At 44.4% G+C, this 25,452-nt stretch carries 19 protein-coding genes and 1 pseudogene; 7 read left to right on the forward strand and 13 right to left on the reverse strand.

All coding sequences use genetic code 11. The features are described from left to right. Positions 1 to 35 precede the first annotated feature (35 nt). Positions 36 to 1,400, forward strand: a complete 1,365-nt coding sequence (locus tag NBH14_RS05185; protein ID WP_186958585.1) for a TrpB-like pyridoxal phosphate-dependent enzyme — start codon at positions 36 to 38, stop codon at positions 1,398 to 1,400. A 103-nt stretch (positions 1,401 to 1,503) separates the two neighbouring features. Here NBH14_RS05185 and NBH14_RS05190 read toward each other — a convergent pair whose 3' ends face one another. Beyond that, positions 1,504 to 1,911, reverse strand: a complete 408-nt coding sequence (locus NBH14_RS05190; protein WP_186958586.1) for a DUF3836 domain-containing protein — start codon at positions 1,909 to 1,911, stop codon at positions 1,504 to 1,506. A gap of 369 nt (positions 1,912 to 2,280) precedes the next feature. Here NBH14_RS05190 and NBH14_RS05195 point away from each other — a divergent pair, with 369 nt between their 5' ends. Beyond that, positions 2,281 to 3,489, forward strand: a complete 1,209-nt coding sequence (locus NBH14_RS05195; protein ID WP_186958587.1) for a hexokinase family protein — start codon at positions 2,281 to 2,283, stop codon at positions 3,487 to 3,489. A 47-nt stretch (positions 3,490 to 3,536) separates the two neighbouring features. Here NBH14_RS05195 and NBH14_RS05200 read toward each other — a convergent pair whose 3' ends face one another. The 3 genes from NBH14_RS05200 to NBH14_RS05210 are packed head-to-tail and all read right to left on the reverse strand — an operon-like array spanning position 3,537 to position 7,918. Beyond that, positions 3,537 to 4,208 (reverse strand): DUF2461 domain-containing protein, encoded by a 672-nt coding sequence (locus NBH14_RS05200; RefSeq protein ID WP_186958588.1) that lies wholly within the window; start codon positions 4,206 to 4,208, stop codon positions 3,537 to 3,539. Positions 4,209 to 4,247: 39 nt separating this feature from the next. Then, positions 4,248 to 5,657 carry a sialate O-acetylesterase gene (locus NBH14_RS05205; protein WP_186958589.1) on the reverse strand — a complete coding sequence of 470 codons (1,410 nt, stop codon included), beginning with the start codon at positions 5,655 to 5,657 and terminating at the stop codon, positions 4,248 to 4,250. Positions 5,658 to 5,707: 50 nt separating this feature from the next. Further along, positions 5,708 to 7,918: a patatin-like phospholipase family protein gene (locus NBH14_RS05210; RefSeq protein ID WP_186958590.1), complete on the reverse strand. Its 2,211-nt coding sequence runs from the start codon at positions 7,916 to 7,918 to the stop codon at positions 5,708 to 5,710. 204 nt (positions 7,919 to 8,122) lie between these two features. Between NBH14_RS05210 and NBH14_RS05215 the strand changes: the two genes are divergently transcribed. The 4 genes from NBH14_RS05215 (at position 8,123) to NBH14_RS05230 (ending at position 13,207) form a co-directional block, all read left to right on the forward strand. Next, positions 8,123 to 12,145 (forward strand): glycoside hydrolase family 2 TIM barrel-domain containing protein, encoded by a 4,023-nt coding sequence (locus NBH14_RS05215; protein WP_186958591.1) that lies wholly within the window; start codon positions 8,123 to 8,125, stop codon positions 12,143 to 12,145. A gap of 152 nt (positions 12,146 to 12,297) precedes the next feature. Beyond that, on the forward strand, positions 12,298 to 12,519 hold the full coding sequence (locus NBH14_RS05220; RefSeq protein ID WP_010800877.1) for a DUF3791 domain-containing protein: 222 nt from the start codon (positions 12,298 to 12,300) through the stop codon (positions 12,517 to 12,519). After that, a complete protein-coding gene (locus tag NBH14_RS05225; protein WP_010800878.1) occupies positions 12,516 to 12,992 on the forward strand; it encodes a DUF3990 domain-containing protein in 477 nt (158 codons plus the stop codon). The genes NBH14_RS05220 and NBH14_RS05225 overlap by 4 nt, the downstream gene beginning before the upstream one ends. Further along, on the forward strand, positions 12,989 to 13,207 hold the full coding sequence (locus tag NBH14_RS05230; protein WP_186958592.1) for a hypothetical protein: 219 nt from the start codon (positions 12,989 to 12,991) through the stop codon (positions 13,205 to 13,207). Before NBH14_RS05225 ends, NBH14_RS05230 begins: the two co-directional genes overlap by 4 nt. An 89-nt stretch (positions 13,208 to 13,296) precedes the next feature. Here the strand turns inward: NBH14_RS05230 and NBH14_RS28975 are convergent. From NBH14_RS28975 to NBH14_RS05280, 9 genes and pseudogenes are all read right to left on the reverse strand, one after another. Then, positions 13,297 to 14,458 (reverse strand): annotated as a pseudogene (locus NBH14_RS28975) (DUF4934 domain-containing protein). 31 nt (positions 14,459 to 14,489) lie between these two features. Then, complete coding sequence (locus NBH14_RS05245) at positions 14,490 to 15,062, reverse strand: hypothetical protein (protein WP_222622079.1); 573 nt, start codon at positions 15,060 to 15,062, stop codon at positions 14,490 to 14,492. Between the two features lies 1 nt (position 15,063). Further along, positions 15,064 to 16,260, reverse strand: a complete 1,197-nt coding sequence (locus tag NBH14_RS05250; RefSeq protein WP_186958595.1) for a DUF4934 domain-containing protein — start codon at positions 16,258 to 16,260, stop codon at positions 15,064 to 15,066. A gap of 118 nt (positions 16,261 to 16,378) precedes the next feature. Further along, positions 16,379 to 17,911: a tetratricopeptide repeat protein gene (locus NBH14_RS05255; RefSeq protein ID WP_250817229.1), complete on the reverse strand. Its 1,533-nt coding sequence runs from the start codon at positions 17,909 to 17,911 to the stop codon at positions 16,379 to 16,381. A gap of 16 nt (positions 17,912 to 17,927) precedes the next feature. Further along, positions 17,928 to 19,508 carry a tetratricopeptide repeat protein gene (locus NBH14_RS05260; protein WP_186958596.1) on the reverse strand — a complete coding sequence of 527 codons (1,581 nt, stop codon included), beginning with the start codon at positions 19,506 to 19,508 and terminating at the stop codon, positions 17,928 to 17,930. A 19-nt stretch (positions 19,509 to 19,527) separates the two neighbouring features. Further along, positions 19,528 to 21,522 (reverse strand): TonB family protein, encoded by a 1,995-nt coding sequence (locus tag NBH14_RS05265; RefSeq protein WP_186958597.1) that lies wholly within the window; start codon positions 21,520 to 21,522, stop codon positions 19,528 to 19,530. 21 nt (positions 21,523 to 21,543) lie between these two features. Further along, positions 21,544 to 21,906 carry a BlaI/MecI/CopY family transcriptional regulator gene (locus NBH14_RS05270; protein ID WP_009860035.1) on the reverse strand — a complete coding sequence of 121 codons (363 nt, stop codon included), beginning with the start codon at positions 21,904 to 21,906 and terminating at the stop codon, positions 21,544 to 21,546. A 198-nt stretch (positions 21,907 to 22,104) separates the two neighbouring features. Beyond that, positions 22,105 to 22,326, reverse strand: coding sequence for a hypothetical protein (locus NBH14_RS05275; protein ID WP_009860036.1), 222 nt, complete (start codon positions 22,324 to 22,326; stop codon positions 22,105 to 22,107). 51 nt (positions 22,327 to 22,377) lie between these two features. Continuing rightward, complete coding sequence (locus NBH14_RS05280; RefSeq protein ID WP_186958598.1) at positions 22,378 to 24,156, reverse strand: T9SS type A sorting domain-containing protein; 1,779 nt, start codon at positions 24,154 to 24,156, stop codon at positions 22,378 to 22,380. A gap of 70 nt (positions 24,157 to 24,226) precedes the next feature. Between NBH14_RS05280 and hflX the strand changes: the two genes are divergently transcribed. Next, positions 24,227 to 25,438 carry a GTPase HflX gene (gene hflX, locus NBH14_RS05285; protein WP_186958599.1) on the forward strand — a complete coding sequence of 404 codons (1,212 nt, stop codon included), beginning with the start codon at positions 24,227 to 24,229 and terminating at the stop codon, positions 25,436 to 25,438. The last annotated feature ends 14 nt before the right edge of the window (positions 25,439 to 25,452 follow it).

A 25,452-nucleotide genomic window follows, 5' to 3' on the forward strand; every position in this document is an offset into this window, starting at 1 on the left:
CAAAATGATTAATAATGTAAACTACATAAAGAATTATGAGTACTAAAAAGTTTTTATTGGAGGAGAAAGACATACCTACAGCCTGGTATAACATTGTGGCTGACATGAAGAACAAACCACTTCCTATTTTAAATCCGCAGACAAAGCAACCGTTGAAGGAAGAAGACTTGTATCCTTTATTTTCCAAAGGTGCTTCACACCAGGAAATGAACACGACAGATGCATGGATTGAAATACCGGAAGAAGTTCGCGAATTATATAAGGTATGGCGTCCGACTCCGCTGGTTCGTGCTTACGGACTGGAGAAGATGCTGGATACTCCTGCACATATCTACTTTAAGAACGAAAGCGTCAGCCCGATCGGTTCGCATAAACTGAACTCGGCTATCGCACAGGCTTACTACTGCAAACAGGAGGGTATTACCAATATCACTACGGAAACAGGTGCCGGACAATGGGGTGCCGCCCTATCCTATGCCGCCAAGGCTTTCGGCCTGGAACTGGCTGTATATATGGTAAAGGTCAGCTATCATCAGAAACCTTATCGCCGCTCTATCATGCAGACATTCGGTGCACAAGTGATCGCCTCTCCGAGTATGAGTACGAAAGCGGGACGTAAGATTCTGACCGACCATCCCAACTATCAGGGTAGCCTGGGTACAGCTATTTCGGAAGCGGTAGAACTGGCAATGCAAACTCCGAACTGCAAATATACATTAGGTAGCGTATTGAACCACGTCATGCTGCATCAGACTGTAATCGGCCTGGAAGCAGAAAAGCAGATGGAAATGGCCGGCGAATATCCGGACGTTGTAATCGGTTGCTTCGGTGGCGGTTCAAACTTCTCCGGTATTACATTCCCCTTCCTGCGTCATAAACTGACGGAAGGAAAAGATGTACGCGTTATTGCCGCCGAACCAGCTTCCTGCCCGAAGTTGACACGCGGACAGTTCCAGTATGACTTCGGTGACGAAGCCGGCTACACACCGCTCATCCCGATGTTCACGTTAGGACATAATTTTGCCCCGGCAAATATCCATGCAGGCGGTCTGCGTTATCACGGTGCCGGTTCTATTGTCAGCCAGTTGATGAAAGATGGCTTAATGAGCGCATACGATGTAAAACAGTTGGATACATTCCAGGCAGCCACCCTATTTGCCCAGGCGGAAGGTATCATTCCGGCTCCGGAATCATCACACGCTATTGCCGTTGCTATCCGCGAAGCACTGGAAGCGAAAGAAGAAGGCAAAACCCGTACGATCCTGTTCAACCTGTCCGGTCACGGATTGATCGACATGGCAGCTTACGACCAGTATCTGGCCGGCGACCTGACAAACTACGAAGTAACAGATGAGGAAGTTGCTAACAATTTGTCAGAACTGGAAAAGATCATCAAATAAGAGAACTATTTACCAAAATAAAAGTGGCGCTAATAACAGGGACTCACGTCTTTTGTTATTCGCGCCACTTTCGTGTGTGTCTATGAATGTTTTAAAATAGGTATTATGAGAAAATTTCCTCATAATTGGTAGCCGGAACAAGCATTTTCTGTGTATTCAGGCTATAATCTTTCTTCTTTTTGTCCCACATTCCGTATTCGGAAGTGATATTTCCGTCTTCATTATACTGATATGTAATCAGATAATAAGGATCCCATGTCTCTTTTGCCTGATTCCAGCGGTACGCTTTTTTCTCAGCGACTTTGCCGTTATCATTGTAGGCGAATTCATATTTCACCTGTTTGTTCAAAAGCCCTTCTTCCTGTAGGAATATTACTTTTGAAACGATCTTTCCGTTCTCTTCTTTCGTATCATACAGATAGTTTCTGGGAGAAGCGGCACTCATTGCCAGACTGCAAACAAACAAAACAACAAGTGATAAAATTTCTTTTCTTAAAATTGAAGCTTTCATAAAATATATTACTTATAAGATTTACTTTCAAATTGCGTGCAAATGAACACAGTTTCCCGGTAACAGCCAAATATATTCTGACATATTGATAGCAAAATAGTCTTATTTAACTATTTTAAACTACATCAGAACACCTACAAAAGAGCACACAACTTACAGTTTATAACAAAAACGATTTACAACATCAAAATAACATTGCTTTTAGTCACTATTTTCTTAATAAGCCAAAAGAAAAAGCCAACTTACTTACGAATTGACATCAATAGTTTTTTTCATCATCAGCAGCATTATTCAGAACTAAATATACACTCACGATTGTTATTTAGAAATAAAAGAAGGATATTAGCATCCAAATTAAATCGGTATATCATGGAGAGAAATATTTTTAAACTGGAAAATGACCAATTGAAAGAGATTGCTCTTTCATTGCGACAGAAAGTAGAAGAAGGTCTGGCAAAAGACGATCAGGAGATACAATGTATCCCGACATTCATCACCCCTAAAAGTACAAACATAAACGGTAAAGCCCTCGTTCTCGACCTGGGAGGTACGAATTACCGGGTGGCAACAGTCAACTTTAATAATGACAAACCGACTATCCATCCTGAAAACGGCTGGAAAAAAGATCTGTCGGTAATGAAAACTCCCGGCTTCACCCGTGACGAGCTGTTCAAGGAACTGGCCGACCCTATCGGAGAGATCAAGCGGGAGCAGGAAATGCCTATCGGTTATTGTTTCTCGTACGCAGCCGAATCGCTTCCCGACGGGGATGCCCGGTTGTTGCACTGGACAAAGGGAGTGCATATCAAGGAAATGCTCGGACAGCCAGTTGGGAAACCTCTGCTTGACTATCTGAATGACAGGAATACCCCCCGGTTTACAGGCATAAAGGTTCTTAATGATACCGTAGCCAGCCTGTTCGCCGGACTTACCGACAGCAGTTATGACGCCTATATCGGACTTATAGTCGGAACGGGAACTAATATGGCGACCTTTATTCCTGCCGATAAGATTACAAAATTACCATCTTCCGTACAGGCACACGGGCTAATCCCTGTCAATCTGGAATCAGGAAATTTCCATCCGCCCTATCTGACAACTGTCGACGACACGGTCGATGCCTGCTCCGACAGCCGTGGCATGCAACGTTTCGAGAAAGCCGTCTCCGGCATGTATCTGGGAGAGATATTGAAATCGACCTTTCCGCTGGATGAATTTGAAGAAAAGTTTGATGCGCAGAAGCTGACGACTATCATGAATTATCCGGATATTCATAAAGATAAATATGTACAGGTTGCCCACTGGATATATAACCGTTCTGCCCAATTGGTAGCTGCTTCACTTGCGGGACTGGTCTCTTTATTGGTTTCCTATAATAAGGATATCAAAAAAGTATGCCTGGTGGCCGAAGGAAGTATGTTCTGGAGTATTAACAGGAAAGATAAAAATTACAGTGTACTCGTAATGGAAGAACTGGAAAAGCTGTTGAATGAGCTTGGAATAGGTGATGTGAAAGTTCATGTGAACAAAATGAATAATGCGAATCTGATAGGGACGGCTATTGCGGCATTGTCCTGATAAGAAAACGAGGGTATGTCAATCAGTTGAAATACCCTCGCTATTCTTTATACTCTTCCTAAAAATTCATCTACCGTATAATTCAGAAAATTATTAAACGGCAGTAATTCTTCGAATCGCTTTAAGGTCTGATCCATCCAGTCGTCCGCCATAAAGAACTCGTCCGGCAAGTTGGCCGCAAAACAGAAATCTTTATGCTTCATGATCTCGTCATATTTGAAATCGGTCGGATAACCGGCCGGCATACGCCTCAGTACCTCCCCTTCCATCACCGGAAAGGCTTCCTTAAAGGATGGCTTTTCAATGATACCGACAAACTCGTCGATGTGATCGTAAATATCCTGGCGAAGCATTTTCAATAATTTAGGCGGAGGACACCATACACCACCGGACAGCATACAGGCACCCGGTTCGAGATGGATATAATATCCGCCCCGCTCGCTGGCACGTCCGCCCTGGGCCATATAAGCTGCAAAATGAACCTTATAAGGTGTCTTGTCCGGAGAGAAACGCAGATCGCGGTAGATGCGAAACTGGCAATCCTTCGATTCCAGGCCTGCTACCTGCGGATCGAACAGGGCAATCCGGTTGATTACTTCCTGCACTTCGTCGATAAATCCTTTGTGCAGGACATCGAAGCGGTCCTTGTTTGCCTGGAACCACTCCCGGTTGTTGTTTACGCTTAATTCCTTCAGGAATTGTATAATCTCTTTATTCATATTCTCTGTCTGTTTTACCTACAAAGATAGGGAATAATATTATTCATTCTTCCAGTTTCTGTCGGTACGGAAAGGAGCGACCGGCAAACCTTCCTTGCTGAACAGGTTGCCGATGGTCGCATCATCGAAACAATAGTGCACCACGACAGGCTTCTTCACTTTGGAAGAGGTTACAACAACCGTATTATCTTTGATCCGGACTTTGGCAGGTACAAAGACACCGTCTTCGCCGGCTATCATGAACCCGGTAATTTCCTTATCTTTACACATCAAACCGTTACCGGCATGCAGGAAAGAGATGACAGCTTTGTTCTTATCGATGGTCATACTTTCAAACAGAGGGCTTTCATATCCGGAATCGAGCCGGCCGTATATCTTGCCCAATGCCATATTCGCCAGGCGTTGTCCTACACTTTGCTTATCGGTCGGATGGATATTCTTTACATCTGCCACGCAATCTGAAACAGCGACCATCCCGGCCCCTGGAACCGTACGGGCAACCCATTCCTGATGCTCGCGAACCAAAGCAGCGCCATTATCGCCGGCATTATAGGTAAACGGTGCGATCTGCACCAGATAGAACGGAAAGTCTTTTTTGAAACTCTTACGCCAGCTCTCGACCATCGTTTTCAGCAGGATTCCATACGAATCCGGATGATCGCGGTTGGATTCGCCCTGATACCAGATAGCACCGGCCAGGGCATAAGGCACGACCGGACTGATCATCTGATTATACAGTACACCCGGCTCTACGGGCCACCAGGGATATGTTTTATCGGGCATTACATCACGTATGCGGGGATTATTCATTATCTGTTCTTCGGGCACCCATACCTCAGCCGGAGTACCTCCCCAGGCAGACACGATCAGGCCGACAGGGACATTCAGGTCTTTTTGCAAGTCACGTCCAAAGAAGTAAGCTATAGCGCTGGTACTCTTCATCTTGTCAGGGGTACAGGGTGCCCACGATGCTTCGCAATTATTCTGCGGGGTAGCGGCCCCGCGTTTGGGGATATGGAAGAAACGGATATTCGGATAATTGGCGGCGGCGACCTCTTTTTCACTGTTGTCGATACCGTGCATCGGAGTCCATTCCATATTGGACTGGCCGCTACACAGCCATACTTCGCCCAGCATGACGTCTTTCAGTTCACGGGTGCCATCGCCCAGGACCGATAAGGTATAAGGACCGCCCGCTCCGACCGTTTTCAGGGTAGTATCCCAGGTTCCGTCCGAACGGACGACAGTCGTTGCCGTATCCAGCGGAGCCCAGCTTCCGACAACTTTGATTGTAGCACTTGCAGATCCCCAGCCCCATACAGGCACTTCACTTTTCTGCTGTAACACCATATGGTCGGTAAAAACAGACGGCAGACTAACCTGTGCCTGCATACCGGCAACCAGAAGGGACAGACCGGCGGCTATCCCTGTAATTCGTGTAAGTTTCATGTATCTCTTTGTATTTGATTGATTAACGGATAACAAATGTACAACAAAAACTAGAACGAGAATCCCAGATTCAAATAAAATTGAAGGCTGGTGTTTTGATTGGACATGCTGAAAGTCGCGCTTAGCGGTCCCGCAATGCTATTATACGCATATCCGAGACTTCCGCCCCATACGCTTTTCCCTTTCAGCAGGTGGAAGAAGTCATCATGATGAATCGCATAATTACCGATCAGGGAAATATAGTTATTCCCTGCAATACGCTGACGGAAATGCAGGCGGGCAACGGCTACCGAGTTGTCGAATATCTCCATCCGGTTGATTCCGGCAAACGGCAGCTGCTGGGGCACATACCGTCCTTCCACCTCACCCCCGACCGCATTCAGGAAAGGATAGGCCAGGTTTCCACCGATCAGTACGCGGCCATACAGGGAAGGCAATATACTGAAATGGGAAGTAACAGGTATGACAGATGTGAAATTCAGACCCACCGCAGAGAACGGTGCATGCCCGTTATAACTGACGAAATTGTCCGTATAAAAAGAATAGTCTGCTTTCAGGGAAACGCCTTTTGTCGGGAAATACCGCTTATCGAACGTCTCCAGATGTGCCATAGCGAAATAACTGATAAAACCTTCCGGCTTTACCTCGTATTGGTTATTATCACCGGTATAGAGGAAGGAATTATAATCATAATATTCATAACGCAATCCCAGCTTGAACTTGAAATTCAGCCAGTTCATATCCGAATAGCCGAACTCGGCAAAATGATGGGTATAGCTGGTATTGAATGTTTTATCGCCTTTCTTGTAGATATCCAAATCCTGGTAAGTGAACTGGTAGGCCAGGTTCAGATTACGCAAGGGAGTCCTTTCGATGGCATAATCCAGGCGGGCAAACGAAGTCTTCCCCCCGACACGCCCGGTAAATCCCAGCTTCGAATGATTGCGGGCCCGGTGATCGAAAGTGGCATTCACCAAGACGCCGATGACCTCTTCCGAATCGAAACGCACACCCAGGTTCACAGAGCTGACTGATTTCTTTTGTGCCGTCAGCACCAAATTCTGCTGTTGCTCGCCGGTCAGCATATAATCTACATTCGAATAGGCATTGGAGCCGATCAGCACAGACATGGCATGATGGAGTTCGTGCAACGTGATCCGGCTGTTTTCCCGCAAACCACTGATCTTCATCAGCCACTTTTCATCCCTCGGATCGGTACCGACAAAGGAGATCGTCCGGATATAGAAGCTGTCGGTAGGCAACGCGGGGTAAGATTTCCGGACATGTCCATGCTCTTCCGGACAGGAATCTTCCGCTATTCCTATTTTCTCTTTCAGTGCAATGATCTCATCCCAATGGGCATAGGCTTCCTGCTCTCCGCGACGGATCAGCGTATCGAGTGCAACCGTACTGAAGCTGGCGGCATTATAAGAGGTCATATTCGGGCGGAGCAACAGGTCGGTCTGCTCCTTATTACGTGCATATTTATCATGTCCGTGCAAGGCGATGATCTGCCCGATCACATCACCGGGACTGTTCAGCTTGTCAAGCGTCTTCAAATCACTGGTACCCAGGTCTACACCGATAATAACGTCGGCACCCATCTCCCGGGCGACATCTACCGGGAAATTATCGTTCAATCCCCCGTCTATCAACACCATACTATCCAGCCGGACAGGGGTAAACACTGCCGGGATCGCCATACTGGCACGCATCGCCAGCGGCAAGCTGCCTTTACGGAACACATAATCCTTCCCATCGACTGCATCCACAGCGACACAGGCGAAAGGTATATTGAAGTTTCTGAAATCTACGGAATCATGATAACCGATCGTCAGGTTGGAAAAGAGATTCATCAAGTTCTGTCCCTTTATCATCCCCTGAATGACACGATCCTTTTTGTCCTTTCCAAAAGGCAGAGAAAGAATATATCGTTCGGAGTTTTCCTTTTCCGGAAAGGTAAGGCTGCTTCGTTTGATCCGGTCGCTGAGCAACATCGTCCAATCCTGTTCCAGCACCATCGTATCTATTTCCGCCGGCGTATACCCGATGGCATATAAGCCGCCGACAATGGCGCCCATACTCGTACCCGCCACGTAATCGATCGGAATACCGGCTTCCTCCAACACTTTCAACACCCCAATATGAGCTACACCTTTTGCACCCCCGCCGCCTAATACAACTCCAACCTTCTTCCGTTGAGCTGTCAGGGAAGGCAAAGCGACCAGTAACATCAGCAAAAAGCAAAGTAACTTTTTCATCTGCACACTATTTACGGCAAATGTAGTTCGTTTACGCTAAAGATGCAAACGATTCGGAGTTTACTGCATTTACTATACCGGATTCATAATTTATCATACGGGAGGAAACGCAATGAGATAAATAAAACACGAAGTAAACAACAGACTCTCCGATAAATGTATTAAATTTGAAGCCTATTTCTCACCTTAAGAAGAAAAACTCATATGCAAAAATCAGCATTCTGTCTATTACTATGCTGCTTGACATTTCAAAGCTATGCGACAGTAGATTTACTGAAAGGCTATCAGTATGCCTCAGAACAAGCGCCGAAAGGGGACGAGTGGGAATCGCCCGAGAACCTTGCGCTGAACAAAGAACAACCCCGTGCCTGGTTCTTCTCCTTCCAGAATCTGGAGAGTGCCCGGAAAGTATTACCGGAAAACAGTGCCTACTGGCAATCCCTGAACGGAGATTGGAAATTCAATTGGGCCCGTACGCCCGAAGAACGTCCGAAGGATTTCTACCAGACCTCCTTCGATGTATCAGGCTGGGACAATATCCCCGTGCCATCCAGTTGGAACATTGTCGGTCTTCAGAAAGACGGGACACAGAAGTATGGTACCCCTATTTACGTGAACCAACCGGTTATCTTCCAGCACAAAGTGGCTGTCGACGACTGGCGGGGAGGCGTGATGCGTACCCCACCGGAAAACTGGACGACCTTTAAAGACCGTAACGAGGTAGGTTCTTACCGTCGTGAGTTCACCATCCCGGAAGACTGGGACGGACGCAATGTATTTATCAGTTTCGACGGAGTAGATTCCTTTTTCTATTTGTGGATTAACGGCCATTATGTAGGTTTTTCCAAAAACTCCCGTAATGCAGCCAATTTCAACATTACTCCTTATCTTCAAAAAGGAAAGAACATCGTTGCTGCCGAAGTGTATCGCAGTTCCGACGGCTCGTTCCTCGAAGCACAGGATATGTTCCGCCTGCCGGGTATCTTCCGGACCGTTGCACTCTATTCGACACCGAAAGTGCATTTCCGCGATCTGGTAGTGACCCCCGATTTGGATGCAACATATACCGACGGTTCGCTAACCGTCAAGGCAGACATTCGTAACCTCGATAAAAAAGCAATCAAGAATTATAAAGTGTATTATTCGCTTTATGCCAACAAACTCTATTCAGACGAAAATACACTTGTCGACGGATTCTTATCGCCTGTCATCGAACGGATCAACCCGGATGAAACAACGGAGAACCTGATGACCATCAAAGTGAAAGCGCCCAACAAATGGTCGGCCGAACAGCCCTACCGCTATACACTAGTTGCTGAACTGAAAGATAAAAAGAATAAAACAATTGATATGGTTTCCACCACTGTAGGTTTCCGCAAGGTAGAAATCAAGGATACACCGGCATCTGAAGACGAGTTCGGACTGGCCGGACGTTACTATTACGTAAACGGCAAGACTGTCAAACTGAAAGGTGTGAACCGTCACGAAAGTAATCCGTCCGTAGGCCATGCCATCACACGCAAAATGATGGAAGACGAAGTGATGCTGATGAAACGTGCCAATATCAACCACGTTCGTAACTCACATTATCCGGACGATCCGTATTGGTATTACCTGTGTAACAAATATGGTCTTTATCTGGAAGATGAAGCCAATATCGAATCGCACGAATATTACTATGGTCAAGCCTCCCTGTCCCATCCGAAAGAATGGAGGGATGCACATGTGGCACGTGTCATGGAAATGGTAAACGCCCATATCAACCATCCGTCTATCGTGATCTGGTCGCTGGGGAACGAAGCCGGTCCGGGACACAACTTCGTAGAGGCCTACGATGCTTTAAAGAAAGCAGACCTGTCACGTCCCGTTCAGTACGAGCGCAACAATAAAATTGTAGATATGGGTTCCAACCAGTATCCGTCTATCTCTTGGGTGCGCGGTGCCGTAAAAGGCGATTATGACATCAAGTATCCGTTCCATATCTCAGAATATGCCCATTCGATGGGGAATGCCTGCGGTAACCTGGTTGATTACTGGGATGCAATGGAGTCGACCAACTTCTTCTGTGGTGGTGCTATCTGGGACTGGGTGGACCAGTCTCTTTACAACTATACGCCCGATGGCAAACGTTACCTGGCTTATGGCGGTGACTTCGGCGATACGCCCAACGACGGCCAGTTCGTAATGAACGGTATCGTGTTCGGCGACCTGGAACCGAAACCGCAGTATTACGAAGTGAAAAAGGTATACCAACATATCGGCGTCACAGAAGTCGATGCACAGAAAGGCCTTTTCGAGCTGTTCAATAAATACTATTTCAACGATCTGTCCGATTACGATGTGAAATGGTCGCTTTACGAAAACGGCAAAGAAGTGGAAAGCGGCTCCCTGAATCCGGGTAAGGTTTCACCACGTAAACGTGTGCAGGTAGCCATTCCTTATACGTACAGCCAGCTAAAAGCGGACAATGAATATTTCGTTAAAGTACAGTTCCTGCTGAAAGAGGACAAACCCTGGGCCCCCAAAGGTTATGTAATGGCAGAAGAACAACTTCCAGTCAAAGCATCTGCCGGTAAACCTGCCATCAACGAAGTGGCAAATGCCTCAGCGGTAGAATTAACTCTCGAAAAACAATCGGACGCACGCTTCTCAACGATCAAAGGAGAGAACTTCAATGTCACATTCGACAATGAAAGCGGTACGATCTATAATCTGAATTATGGTGGCGAAACAATCATTGCCGACGGTAACGGTCCGAAACTGGATGCTTTCCGTGCCTTCACGAATAACGATAACTGGTTCTATGGAAGTTGGTTCGAAAACGGATTACACAATCTGAAACATAAAGCTACTGCGTCCAAAGTGATCAAGCGGAAAGACGGTTCCCTGGTATTGTTCTACACCGTTGAATCGCAGGCCCCTAATGCAGCCAAGATACTGGGCGGAACATCCAGCGGCAAGAACAAAGTGGAAGAACTGACCGACAAAGCCTTCGGCGAAGACGGCTTCAAGTTCACGACCGACCAGGCATGGACCATCTACCGTGACGGTTCCATCGAACTGCAAGCCAGCATCACCTCCAACAATTCAAGCCTGGTACTGCCACGTTTAGGCTACCGGATGATCGTTCCTCAGCGTTATGAAAACTATACATACTACGGACGCGGTCCGGTTGAAAACTATGCCGACCGTAAAGCCGGACAGTTTATCGAGCAATATAAATCGACCGTAGCCGACCAGTTCGTGAACTTTCCGAAACCGCAGGATATGGGTAATCATGAAGATGTGCGCTGGTGTGCACTGACCGACAAGGCCGGCAAGGGAGCTCTCTTTGTGGCAACCAACCGCCTTTCTACTTCTGCTTTGCAATATTCCGCACTCGATATGACATTAGCCGGACATCCTTATCAGTTGCCAAAGGCCGGTGACACTTATCTGCATCTTGACCTTGCCGTTACAGGTTTGGGAGGTAACAGTTGTGGACAGGGTGGCCCGTTGATTCATGACCGTGTATTTGCCGGACAAAACAATATCGGCTTTATCATCCGCCCGGCTACACAAGACCTGTCGGCTGCCGCGCAGGTATCGGCTGCCGGTGAGATTCCTTTCTCCATCACCCGTTCCCGTGTAGGTATGGTTGAATTATCATCTATCGACAAAGATGCTGTCTTCTGCTACACGATCGGTAAGGAGAAAAAAGCGAAAGAATATACCGGAGCTATCCCGATGCGCGAAGGCGGAACAATCACTGCCTGGTTAAAGAATAATCCGGAGATCAAGTCGACAAAGACTTTTAACAAACTGGAAAGTATCCAGACAGAGGTTATCTACGCCAGCAGCGAAGAGGTTGGCGAAGGCGATGCCAAACACCTGGTAGATGGCGATCCGAATACGATCTGGCACAGTATGTATTCCGTCACGGTAGCCAAATATCCACACTGGGTAGATCTGGATGCCGGCGAAGAGAAAGCATTCAAAGGCTTTATCTATATGCCTCGCAAAGACAGCAACAATGGTAATATCAAAGAATATTCCATCCAGGTCAGCTCCGATGGCAAGAATTGGGGTGAGCCTGTCTGCAAAGGCCAGTTCGCAAATAACCGGGACGAAAAGAAAGTCCTCTTCGACAAACCGGTAAAAGGACGTTACATCCGTTTCACCGCACTGAGTTCACAGAACGGACAGGATTTTGCAACGGGGGCGGAACTGACTATTTTGAGTGAATAAGAGATTTGTATCTTAGGATGTCTCTATAGGGGCGGGCAAAAGCCCGCCCTTTTTAGTAATTGCCCAAGCAGCAATCAGCCTTACTGAATAAAGATTTGCCTCTATTTGGAAAATCAGGAAAAATCCTGTTTCTTTGTAAAAAGGTTATATCAATGAGTAACATAAGAGACAAAGTGGAATTTATAGCAGCTATGATTGATGCGTTTGCACAACGGAATAGCTTAAATAAACAGCAAGCTTACCGTTATATCCGCCGTTTTCACGGGATTGACTTCCTGGAGCAGCACTATGAGGCTATCCATACGCTTGATTTTAAAGAAGCTCTTTCTTATCTGACACTTTATTGCCAACGCCAGGGAGGGGCTATCGCATGATACTTTATCATGGTTCCAATGTCATCATAGAAAATATAGATTTAACTCGCTCTAAACCTAACAAGGATTTTGGGAAAGGTTTCTATTTGTCTTCGGATGAAGAACAAGCTTTTCATATGGCCGCACTAAAATCTGCTATTTTAGGTGGAGAACCTATAGTGACTCGTTATGAGTTTGATGAAACCTATCTTCACGGAACTGATCTATCAGTGAAAATATTCAGTTCATATACAGAGGAATGGGCGCAGTTTGTGTTTGCAAATAGAAATAGTAAAAATGGAAATGCCGTATTTCAATATGATATCGTTTATGGACCGATAGCAAATGATAAGGTTGGTTTACAAATCAAGAAATTAGAAGATAAATCTATTGATATACAAGAATTTCTCCATCGATTAAAATATATGAAAGGGATTACTTTCCAGTATTATTTCGGAACTGAAAAATCAATTCATTTACTAAGAAGATTATGACAGACTTTGATTATATGGTTGAATCGGTTACGGCAGACTTAGTTGTCTTACTGATGGAACGTTTGGGGATGGATTTACAAACCGCATTGGATACGGTTTATACATCGGATACCTTCGCTAAATTGTCCAACCCGGCTACGGAGTTGTATTATCAAAGTCCATATTATATTTACTCTTATCTCGAAACCGAAATAAAAACAGGTGTGATGGGATAAGGTATTATCTCGTCATAGTGAAGCCGGACAGGGGCCGGCTGTTCACTTAAAACAAGCTATTAGTAGCGGAACAATAATAGTAATCAGTATTATTTTTTCATTGTAACGATTATCAAAACAGGGTTATCATCTTCCTTCAGATTCTGTAAAGCTTTATGTTCCAATAAAGCAGGATCCTTTTTTGCCAGTTCCAAAATATCCGTTACCTCCCACAGATTAATAACCACATCATCCGTTGCCTGGATATTCGGATAAAAAGGTAACCGGCTATTCATATCATTTTTTATGTATCCGCCTTTTACATTATAACTACTTTTCCCCTTTTTATCGTATACGACCAGTTTGCGTCCTTTGATACGATCTTCAAATTTCCAAGGAGAATAAGGAACGAAAACCGAACGGGTGGTTTCCACCATATTAGGACGCCAGTAAGGAGCTGAGACTTCATTAAAGCGCTCCCAGTTTCCATCCAATACTTCAAACCGGTACTTATCGGGTAATCTATACTTTCCCATGTCAAAGATATAACGCGGTATAAGCTTATCCTTCTTTACAGTAAAAACGGTATCATTATAAAACTCTTTCAGACAGGTGTTTCCGGCAAACTGATACAAGTATCTGTCATAAGGGTCTGTATTATAAAACGTCATTCCGCTCGGGACGGTAAACTGATCGTATTGCGGGAAAGTATTTATCTGTTCTCCTTTCATATTAGACAAAATAATCTTCTCTCTTTTCTTTCCGTTACCATTATATACATAAGAAATACGTATCTTGCCCCAACAGTTCTAATTGCCACACCATCGGGAACCGGGCTTCCCTCAAAGATTTACCTTCCGACGAGAAAACCAGTACTTTTCCATTAGTTAATAAATGGATCTGCTTCTGTACTCTATCAACAGCGACATAACGGATATTAGCATATTCACCAGGCCCCTGCCCCTTACGGGAAACAGAGCGGATAAATTTACCGTCATCGGAAAATTGAAGCAGTCCCATATCACAAGGAATATAAATATCATGTCCGATCATCTGTATAGCACCTGCTTTCACTTTTGAGAGTAAACAAATCTCCGTTGTTTCCAACGGTACTATTTTCACATCCGCTGCAATCTGGCTCAAGACTAGTTCTTGCGTTATATTTAATGCTGTTTCAAACGGTATTTTAACAGGGGATACATCTTGTGCATCCATATCATAGTAACTACTTAAAAGCAGCAACATAAACAAAAATAAGTTTTTCTTTTTCATAATGCCCTTGACTTAAAGTTATAATTCAATGTTACTCAAAAAATAAATCAAACCATATATACTCTTTCATATTAAATGCTTCATGCCATTCCTTCGGAGGAAGTTTAGCATTACGGACATCACAATAGCTACCAGCCTGTTGTTTCTTTCCTTCAACCATCACTTCATATAAAGCACCACTCGTATAACTGGTAAGAGGTATCGTATCATTGGAAGTATAGGTTCTTGTCGGATATGTCTCCAATAAAATACTGTGCAAGACATCTTCTACCTCTGCTTTTTCCACAATTTGCGTTTCACCTTCCACTGTAAAGTCCACTTCATGCGCATGGAGCGGCTCAACCGCGATACGAATAGAGAATACGGTATCTTTTATTACATAAGCCTGTTCATTCAGGATTTTATAAGACACTACTCCTTCTTTATAATGTGCCATCCGTATCTTATAAGTTCGTCCTTGCAAATCTCCGGACAACTTAATAACCTGTGCACCCGAAGGAGAAGGTGTCGTCTCATCATAGTGAAGCCGGACAAGAACCGGCTGTTCAACTGAATAGTTGAACAGTAACGGAAACAACAAAAGAAATTGGATAAAATATATCATACTACTTCAAATAGACAATCATTAATACCGGATTATCATCCTCTTTGAGATTTTTCAGCTGTTCATATTCCAGGATAGAAGGATCATCTTCCGCCAGCTCCATTACCTCGGGTGCTTCAAGAAAATAAAGCAATACATCATCCGAAATGCGGGTCTCCGGATAGAAAGGTAAACTCCCCTGCATATCATTTATGATACGATTGTTTTTCACCTTATAGCAAGCGCCTTTCTTCTTATCGTACATGGTCAGACGGGGTAACTCATCTTTGTTGGTAACATCCCAGGAGGTATAAGGGAGAAATACCCATTGAGACGTTTCATGGAAATCCGGTCGCAGATAGGCTTGTGCAGGCTCTGAATAGGCTTGCCAATTTCCTTCCAGAACTTCAAAACGCCTTTCTTTCGGTATCTTATATTTTCCCAAATCCAGAATATAGCGCGGTTCAAGCCGTTCCGGGGTAACCGTAAAGACCGTATCATTATAATACTCTTTACAACAGGCTTCTTCCCTGAAAGAATAGAGATAACGATCATAGCGCCCCCACAAATAATAATTCAATCCATTGGCTATCGTAAACTGATCATATTGAGGAAAAGTATTCAGTGTCTCTCCCTGCCGGTCAACCAGGACAAGCCGGTCTTTCTTCTGGCCGGTATTATTATAAATGTAGCCGACATATGCACTATCTCCCAACAAAGTAAACTGCCAACAGAAAGGTATTTTAGACTCTCCTACATAGTCACCGCCTATTGTATAGGTAAGAATCCTTCCGTTATCCATTATATAAATTTGTTTCTGCCTGTCGTTAGCCGCTATAAACCGGATTATGCTGTATTCTCCCGGTCCTTGTCCCCGCTTGACTACCGAACGGACAAACTTTCCGTCATCTGTAAACTGCAATAACCCTTCGCTACATGGAATAAACAGGTTATGATCTACCATCTGTATCATTCCCTGAGATACTTTGGCAACCAGACATTCGGATTTTGTTTCCAACGGCACGATCTTTACTTCCCTGGCAATTTCACTCAACCGGACCTCCTGTTCCGTCTCAATGCCCTTGGCAAAGGAGATTGTTATCGGATATTCAGGCACTTCCGATATATTTTCAACCGGCTGATCACCGGACTTCTTTCCTCCGCATGAGAGCAACAAAAGGGTAAATCCCCCTAAAAGCAAGTGTTTGATAGTTTTCATATTTGTGTATTTTGTTATTTATTTTTCAGAACAGATTAACATAATCATATACAAACCAATAGCCATCGGCAAAAGTCATATCCTTTTGCACCATAACCGAATGTGTCATTGACACCTTCTATCGAGAAGTTTTCCCTTCAACATTGATGCCATTTGACGAATCCCTTGCTGCTATTTCTTTTTTCTTGTTTTTCTTTTCATATTCCTTCATGGCCGCCTTCATATCTTCACGACGTTTCCGTTCGAGTTCAGAGGGTTCGGGAAGCTGCTTGATTATGCTTTGCAAATCAGCCATAGAGAGTTTACTCTTTTTACCATCGGGAGCCAACATTGTGAGTTCAGTAATATCACGGAAGAAAGCCTCCTGATATAAGTCTTCAAAGAAATAACGAAAGCCAAACAAGTTCTCTTTAGATTCTTTCCGCTTCATCATTTCAGTCATATAAATATATTTACTGAAAAGAGTTTTCTGTAACAACTTCTCATCCTTAAACATTTCCGACTCCCTTAGCCAGTAGTGCTTATTGATTTCATATAGTAAATTCAACTGTGTCGGGTCTTTCTTCCATGCTTCATAATAGACTTTCTCCGCTTCATTGAAACGACCGTCCCGTTCGAGCGTACTTCCTCTGAAAGAGGCCAATAGATTGACATAAAACTTCTTTGGTTTCATACACTCTTCTGCCTGGTCAAACAATTGATAGGCACGTTTCCGGTCATAGGTTTTACCCAATGTAGCTCCGTACAACAAGACTGTTTCCACGTCTGTCGAATCTATTTCGTAAGCCAGCTCCAACGGCTCCACGGCATCTATTGCATGGCCGGACATATAACGAGAGGCACCTGCATATTTCAGATTGATAAAAGACGAATCACCTTCCGCTAACAGGCCGCTGTAAACGGTATCTGCTTTCAAATAATTTTTAGTCATGTATAAAGCCATCCCCTGGCTTTGCCGAATCTGTCGGTTATCAGGATTATAGTACAAGGCAGTATCACAAACCTGTAAAGCTGTTTTTCCATCTCCTTTCCATAGTAACGAGTTAATCAGGGAAGAGGCCACACGGATATTCTCCGGATTGATTTCCATAGCACGGGTATACAGTTCCAAAGCAATCAGCATATTCATACCGCCTTTTTTCATATGGCAATCCGCCAGGCCGGCCAGAATAGTCGGATTATCACTCTCGTAGGATGCCAACGTCCGGTAATGATCCATCGATTTATCATAATCACCCAACTGATAATAAAGACGTGCCAACTGATTATTGGCGTAAAAATTCAGACTATCCGATTCCAGCACTTTTCCATAGCAACGTTTGGCTTCCGTAATCTTACCATAATTAATTGCAGCACGGGCAAGTGCATTCAAAGCATCCACATTCGTTGTATCCATTGACAAACAATATTGGAAACAGGCATAGGCTTCCTTATACCGGAACATTCCCTCATAAGCCTGACCGATAGCCGACATAGTCGTATAGCTAGCCGAATCAGCAGCCGTAAGACTGTCTACCCGAGCCAGCACTTCCGGAAATTGTTTTCTGTTCACCAACTCCTGCAAAGAGAACAGCGTCTGCGCCTGTAACGCATGGATGTAAAAGGTAAGGAGGAGTAATAAAATCCCCGCCAACCTGATTCGTTTATCCATATCCGTACTTATTTAATTATTCAGATTCCTTTTCCTGTTCTTTCTTTTGACTGTCAAGATACTTTTGAGCAGCCTTCATTCCTGCCTTAAACGCATCTGAGTTCTCGTCAAGAGGCTCCAATTTTGTACTTCCGACTCCGTTTTCTTTCCTTTTTTTGAACACTTCTTCCATCTGTTGATAATATTTTCTTTCTACCTCCGGAAGTTGCGAGATATCCGGCAGCCGGTCTATTATAGACTTTAAGTCTTCAGCCGATATCTTACTTTTCTTATTGTCCGGGGCAATCATCACCAACTCTGTCTTATTCGTAAAGAAAGCGTCTTCATACAGATATTGCAGTATAGAACGATACCGCTGGAATCCCTGTAATTTCTTTCCTGTCAGAAAATATTCTCTCAGGAATGTAACCTTGGCAAACAAAGCCCTGGCCAAATCTTCTGCCGATTTATACTCCGGTCCCCAGTTGGAATACTCCCGTTCAATACGGAACAATAAGTCCAGCCGGTCCTTATTGGCAAGCCAAGCTTTATAAAGCAGCCCTTCAGCTTCACGCTGACGACCATCTTTGAATAAAGTCTCTGAACGGGAAGTCAACAACATATTTACCAACGCCTCATTCGGCTGCATCAACTTTTCTGCCTGATCGAACAACAGGAAGGCCCGTTTACGGTCATATGTTTTACCTAAAGCAGCTCCCAGTAACAGGTTCGTTTCTACATCCGTCGTATCTTTCCCATACGCCCATTCCAGCAAATCGATCGCATCCATGGCACGTCCGGCCAGGTAACGTGAAGCACCTCCATATTTTAATGTAAGGAAAGAGGTATCGCCTTCTGCAAACAATTCTCCATATAACGTATCAGCCTGGGCATATTGTTTATTCATATAAAAACCCATCGCCTTGTTACGACGCAACGCATGATTTCCGGGATTATAAAACAACGCCGTATCACAAATGGATAATCCGTCCTGTATATTCGGACCTCCCATCCGGTACAGGCAATTCACCAAAGCACTGGCCAATCCGGCATTTTCACGGTTAACATTATAAGCCTGAAAATAGCAGATCGTAGCTGCCGGAATAGCATTCATTTTCATGTAGCAATCGGCTATATTCCGGTAAATAACAGGATTTACCTTTGTCGTATCCTGATCGCGCAACACATTGAACTGCAACACGGCATTCTCATAATCTCCGATCTGGGAATACAGGCGGGCTAATTGATAATTAGCATAAAAATCGGTACTGTCGCTTTCGAGTACTTTCCGGAAACAATCCTGGGCTACGGAAGCTTTTCCCAGGTTCATTGCTACCCGGGCAACGGAACTTAGAGCATCGACATTCGTCGTATCCATTTGCAGACAATGCTGATAACACCGGTAAGCCTCATTATATTCCAATACACCTTCGTAAGCCTGGCCGATAGCCGACATAGTAACATAATCAGCAGAATCTGCCGGAGTAAGACTATCGGCCAGGGCGATCACTTCTGTGAACTTCTTTTTATTGAGTAGTTCCTGAAATGAAAGACTCTGTGCCTGCCCCATAAGGGACAGGACACTGAGAAGAAGCAAAACAGTATATTTGTGCATCATCTGCTCTATGTTTTAGTGATTACTGCAATGTGAAAGTGACAGGCATAGTATATTTTACACAAACCGCTTTTCCCCGTTGCGTACCGGGAGTCCATTTAGGCATTGCACTAACGATACGCAGCGCTTCCCTATCCAGAGAAGGATCAACACCACTAATCACTTCAGCATCTGTGACCGAACCATCCTGATTTATAATAAACGAACAAACGACCTTTCCCTGGATGCCATTTTCCTGTGCAATGACCGGATATTGCAACGTCTTTGAAATAAATTCATTGATCGCTTTTTCTCCGCCCGGGAACTGTGGCATCTTTTCCACTATTGCAAATACCTGGCCGGAAGTATCGGCTGATTTCTGTTCGCCATATCCCACAACAGTGATTTCATTATCGCCCTCTCCAGCAGGAAGAGGTGTTGGTTTATTGTCTTCTTTTCCTTGCAAACGGAAAGTCACCGGCACCGTATACTTCACACTGACCTCTTTCCCCTTTTGCATACCCGGTTTCCATTTAGGCATCATGGATATTACCCTGGTAGCCTCCAGGTCCAGCGACGGATCAACCCCGCGAATGACCTCGATATTCCGGATCACCCCATCTTTACCCACTACAAACGAACAGGTTACACGTCCCTGAATACCATTTTGCTGAGCAATTACCGGATATTTAATACTCTTTGCCAAAAATTGCAGTAAGGCACCTTGTCCGCCCGGAAATTCAGGCATCACTTCCACGACTGTGAAAACCAGATCTGAGGGGTCTGTCGATATCTGAGGTGACATAGGAGGAGGGGGAGGAGCAGACTGCGATCCCTGTGCACTTCCATCCGAGTACAACTGTACTTTCAACTTACCCTGCACATCCTTCACTGCGACTTCTTTCGCCTTCATACCCGGGAAAGAGAAGCGGAGAACAGCATTCTTTGTCGTTTCCAGCACAAAATAACCTTCCGTATCCGTAATGGTACCTACATTAGTACCCTTTACAATCACATTCGCACCGATAACCGGTCCGTTAAAATCATCAATTACCTGACCTGATACTTTCACATCATCCTCCGAAAGCACACTTATTTCAGTCGCTTCCTTTACTCCGGCAACAGCTTCGGCTGCAATTTCTCCCGTAATACGGGCAACCGCCTCAATATTGCTCAACAACATCAAAAATGCTGCCAGAGGAATGAATATCAGATATTTTGTTCTTCCGATCCCGTGAGATCTCTTTTTGTTCATCATACTGATTCTGTTTTTTAGATGTAATACGTTAAAACTATTATATAATGTTGCTGCAGCCTGATAATGATGGGCAAGGCCTAACAGATGGTACTGATAACTCTTGCAGTCGTATCCGGATTGGATAACGGTATTGTCTGCCAGGTATTCCAGGTTATGACGCACTTCGCGTTTCAAAAGCCACGCAAAGGGATTCACCCAACATATGACGGTAATCAGCTCGCAAATCATCACATCTACCGAATGCCACTGGAAAACATGGGTACATTCGTGTGTAAGTATCTCATCTATCTCTTTCTCCGAATGGCTTTCCGGATGTATGAAGATCATTTTGAAGAATGAAAAAGGTCCGGCAGGCTTATCCAACCGGTAGACAGGTACGCCATGTATAACAGTCCGTCTACTCCGGTAAGCCAGCAGCAGGATACTGCTTAACTGAATAAAAAAACGGACAAATAAAAGAGCCATGACACCCCAGTACATATATGAACTTGCCGAAAGCAGGATTCCTTTCCAGTCTGTTTTAACAACGACCTCTGGGGTTACTATCATCTCCGGCAGCATAGCCGAATAAATCTGTATCACCTCCGTCATCGGCTCCTGTTCCTTCACCCATTCCTGAATATTCAACAATGGATAAAGCAACGCCAACCCAAAGAAAGCAAGAAGGGAGGCCCTGCGCAACTTAAAGAATGTGTCCTTATAAAAGAGCAGACGGTAGAAGGCGTAAAAGAGTACAAAGGCTACATTCACCTTCAGAAAGTAGGCAAATTCCGGTGTCATGGTAATAAGGTGTTAAAAGGTTTATTCTTTTCCTTTTTCTATCAGATCAATGATGTCCTTCAGATCTTCTGCCGAAATCTTCTGATCTTTGGCAAAGAAAGAAACCATTTCTTTGTATGAGTCTTCAAAGTAGTTACGAACAACACCGCTCATAAAGGTACGTTTATATTCACTCTCCGGGATCAGCGGAGTGTATTCATACGTATTTCCATAGCGTTTGTTCTTCACGTACTTCTTACGTTCCAGATTTTTTACAATAGAAGCAAGTGTTGTATAAGGCGGCCTCGGATCGTCATACTTAGCCAGTATATCTTTAACGAAACAAGGCCCAATCTGCCAAATCAAGCGCATTACTTCTTCTTCCTGCATTGTTAATTTTTCCATGATCCCTATTTATTTACGATTATATCGCAAATCTACGAAATTATCGTATACCTGCAAATAGAAACAAGTTAAGAAGTATTAAAGATTAATACAAACGATTTCCTTTCGGTTCCAATCAATGTATCCGGTAAATCTCGTTTAAAACGAATCCTACACCCGTTTTAAACAAGATTTCGCTCGTTTTAAACGAAATATATCCTATTTTTCTGTTGAATGCCGATTCTCTTCTTTCCATTTATCCCGCATCTTCATCCGCTTAACTTGCAGATAGCGCAGCAGGAGAATGACGAAGAGGGATACTCCCATTACCGAGAAATACTGTACCCAGTCCGGATCGGGCTGTTTTCCAGGCCATCCCCATACACTCATCACAATCAGATAGATCACCAGAACGCCAGTTGTAATATTAATCTTCTTCATACGGCTTTTTTATTGTTTTGAACAGACAAAGATACAAGATAGTTTATTCTTTCATTGGGTCAGAACGCATTTGTGTTGGGCATGATAATGACCTGCCTCCACATTTATTATATAGAATCCTGCCGGTAAAGAAAGCGGAAGGGTTGAAGAACCCGGTAATATCGAATGAACAGACAGCACACGTCCGGTAAAATCAGATACCCGCACAGTTCCAGTCGACGGCAAATCTGACAGATAAAGTATCTTTCCTTTCAAATAGCATTTCTTCTCTGTTCCTGAAAATACAGAATTATGAACAGCCACTTCTTCCGGCTCTGTAGCCGCTACAGAGAAAGGATAACCTGTTTTCAGACGAACTGCATTTGTTGACAATGCAGCAGCCGTCAATTTAATCTCCGTATCTGCCGATGCTTTGACAAAGAAAGCCGAGAAAGGAGGAAGTACATACTCGCTGCCTATCGGATAGGACTCGTAGGCATTTCCATCATATATATAAATATTTCCATCCAGCGCCGGATTTGCTGATATCTGCGACAATGAGATAGGAGAAGGCAATGGATTCCCACAAAGATACCAACCCTTATGCGCTTTGTCCGTATTTCCGGCAGATGCCGCATAGACCGGAACAGACGCCGCTTTACCAAAACTTCCAGGAATATCGTTCCCTGCGGTTGAAAAGGTCAACGTATTATCGGATGCAGCTGCATCCAAAGCGACCAGATAACCTTTTCCTTTTTCAAAAACAAGACCATCGGATAATCCCTCTGGGGAAAATACCGTCCAGTTACCTGTCGCGTCATTGCTTTGGGCACGCTTCTCCCCGTCATAAACTTGCACGTACAGAAAATCACCTTTACCGGAAAAGGTTTTATCTTTCAACTGAAAACGTTTATCTATATCATTCAGATAGACATCAAAGGGGAAAGAGAGAAAATACCATTTGCCTTTTTCCGGAAATGTATAACGGACTTCCAATTGCTTGTTAACCGTCAGTTTACCAGCCACTGTCAGTGAATTGTCAGTAGTTGTCAGCGCTCTGTCAGTGTTTGTCAGTGGGTTGTCAGTGCTATAGAGAACAAGCCTATCCACGATGAAATGGCCTTTTTCTGAAATATGCAGACTGCCGTTACCCAACAGGGCTTGCTCACACTGCACGGTAGAATTAATTTCTGCCTCACCACTGATCAGGGCACTTCGATGACGCAAGGGAGGAAGGTGAGACCAACGAATGGAATCATTCCAGTTGCCATTTCCGGAGAAAAGGGAATATTGGCGGATTGAGCCGTAGCTATAGACACTATCTAGTTGAAAATAGCCGTTCTTAGAATTGCTAGCAGGTTCTGAGACTGATAACTTCAAATAATATGGGTTTCCCTTTACGCCCCAGGAATCATGAACTAAATCTTCATTTTTAGATGCCGTATGTATAGCCTGCTTACGATTCTCTCCATTTTTATTACTGAATATAACAAACAATGCTTCATCAGCGACTAACGAGTGAATAGTAAATCCGACAACCATATGCACATCATCATAACAGGACAGCGAATATTTTTCAAACTCAACAGAGCCGGATAATGGGACTTTTAACCACTTCTGATCTCCGGAAACAGCCGCACCGCCATCCAATCTATACCCCCAGTTATTACGCTCCGACGACGTGAACAACTGCCAGCGGAACGTATCCACCACCGACGGATTGGCTTTACCTTCTACAAAACTGCTCCATGTTTCGGGATTTGTTACCTGTGCCTGAACAGACACCATACTTGTTAGAACCATAGTTCCGGCAAGAATATGCCGAAACATACGTAAATGTTTCTTTTTCATAGCTAAACTATTTTAGTCGTTATTGTGTTTGCAAATATAAAGAAATAATTGAAATGATTATCTTTGCCGCATGAAAGAATTTATTATATCAGAAGCACTGACAGAAAAAGCGGTGCTCGTTGGTTTGATTACCCCCGAGCAAAACGAACAGAAAGTGAAAGAATATCTGGACGAACTGGCATTCCTTGCCGATACGGCCGGAGCCGATGCTGTCAAAAAGTTTTATCAGAAACTGGACTATCCGAATCCCGTCACATTCGTCGGAACCGGTAAATTACAGGAGATAAAAGAGTACGTGATCGAAAATGAAATCGGACTAGTTATTTTCGACGACGAACTCTCGCCTAAACAGCTTCGCAATATCGAAAAAGAACTTCAGGTGAAGATACTCGACCGTACTAGCCTGATCCTCGATATATTTGCCAGCCGCGCACAGACCGCCAACGCAAAAACGCAAGTCGAGTTGGCACAATACAAATATATGTTGCCTCGCCTGACTCGTCTGTGGACTCACCTGGAACGTCAGCGTGGTGGTGTCGGCATGCGTGGCCCAGGTGAAACCCAGCTGGAAACTGATAAGCGTATCATTCTGGATAAAATAGCCAAGTTGAAACGTGACCTGGTGGATATCGACAAGCAAAAGAGCGTGCAACGGAAGAACCGTGGCAAGATGGTCCGCGTCGCCCTGGTCGGATACACCAATGTCGGAAAATCAACATTGATGAACCAACTGAGCAAAAGCGATGTGTTTGCCGAAAACAAGCTGTTCGCCACACTCGACACGACAGTAAGAAAGGTAATCGTTGAAAACCTGCCGTTCCTGTTGTCAGACACCGTCGGTTTTATCCGCAAATTGCCCACCGAACTCGTCGAATCGTTCAAGTCGACCCTCGACGAAGTGCGCGAAGCCGACCTGCTGGTGCATGTCGTAGATATCTCCCACCCGACTTTCGAGGAACAGATCGAAGTGGTAAACAAGACTTTGGCCGAAATCGACAAGACCGAAAAGCCGATGATCATGGTCTTCAACAAAGTCGATGCGTTCACCTTCGTTCCGAAAGACGAAGACGACCTGACTCCGCGGAAACGGGAAAACATCGACCTGGACGAGCTGAAACGCACCTGGATGAATAAGTTGCAGGATAACTGCATCTTTATCTCCGCCAAGGAACGTACTAACATAGATGCGTTGAAAGCATTATTATATGAACGGGTAAAACAGATACATATCACCCGTTTCCCATACAATGACTTTCTCTTCCAGCAATACGACGAAGAATAAAGCAATAGAAATAC

Origin of the sequence: Parabacteroides caecihominis (genome assembly GCF_023656785.1) — a bacterium.
Lineage (GTDB): Bacteria > Bacteroidota > Bacteroidia > Bacteroidales > Tannerellaceae > Parabacteroides > Parabacteroides segnis.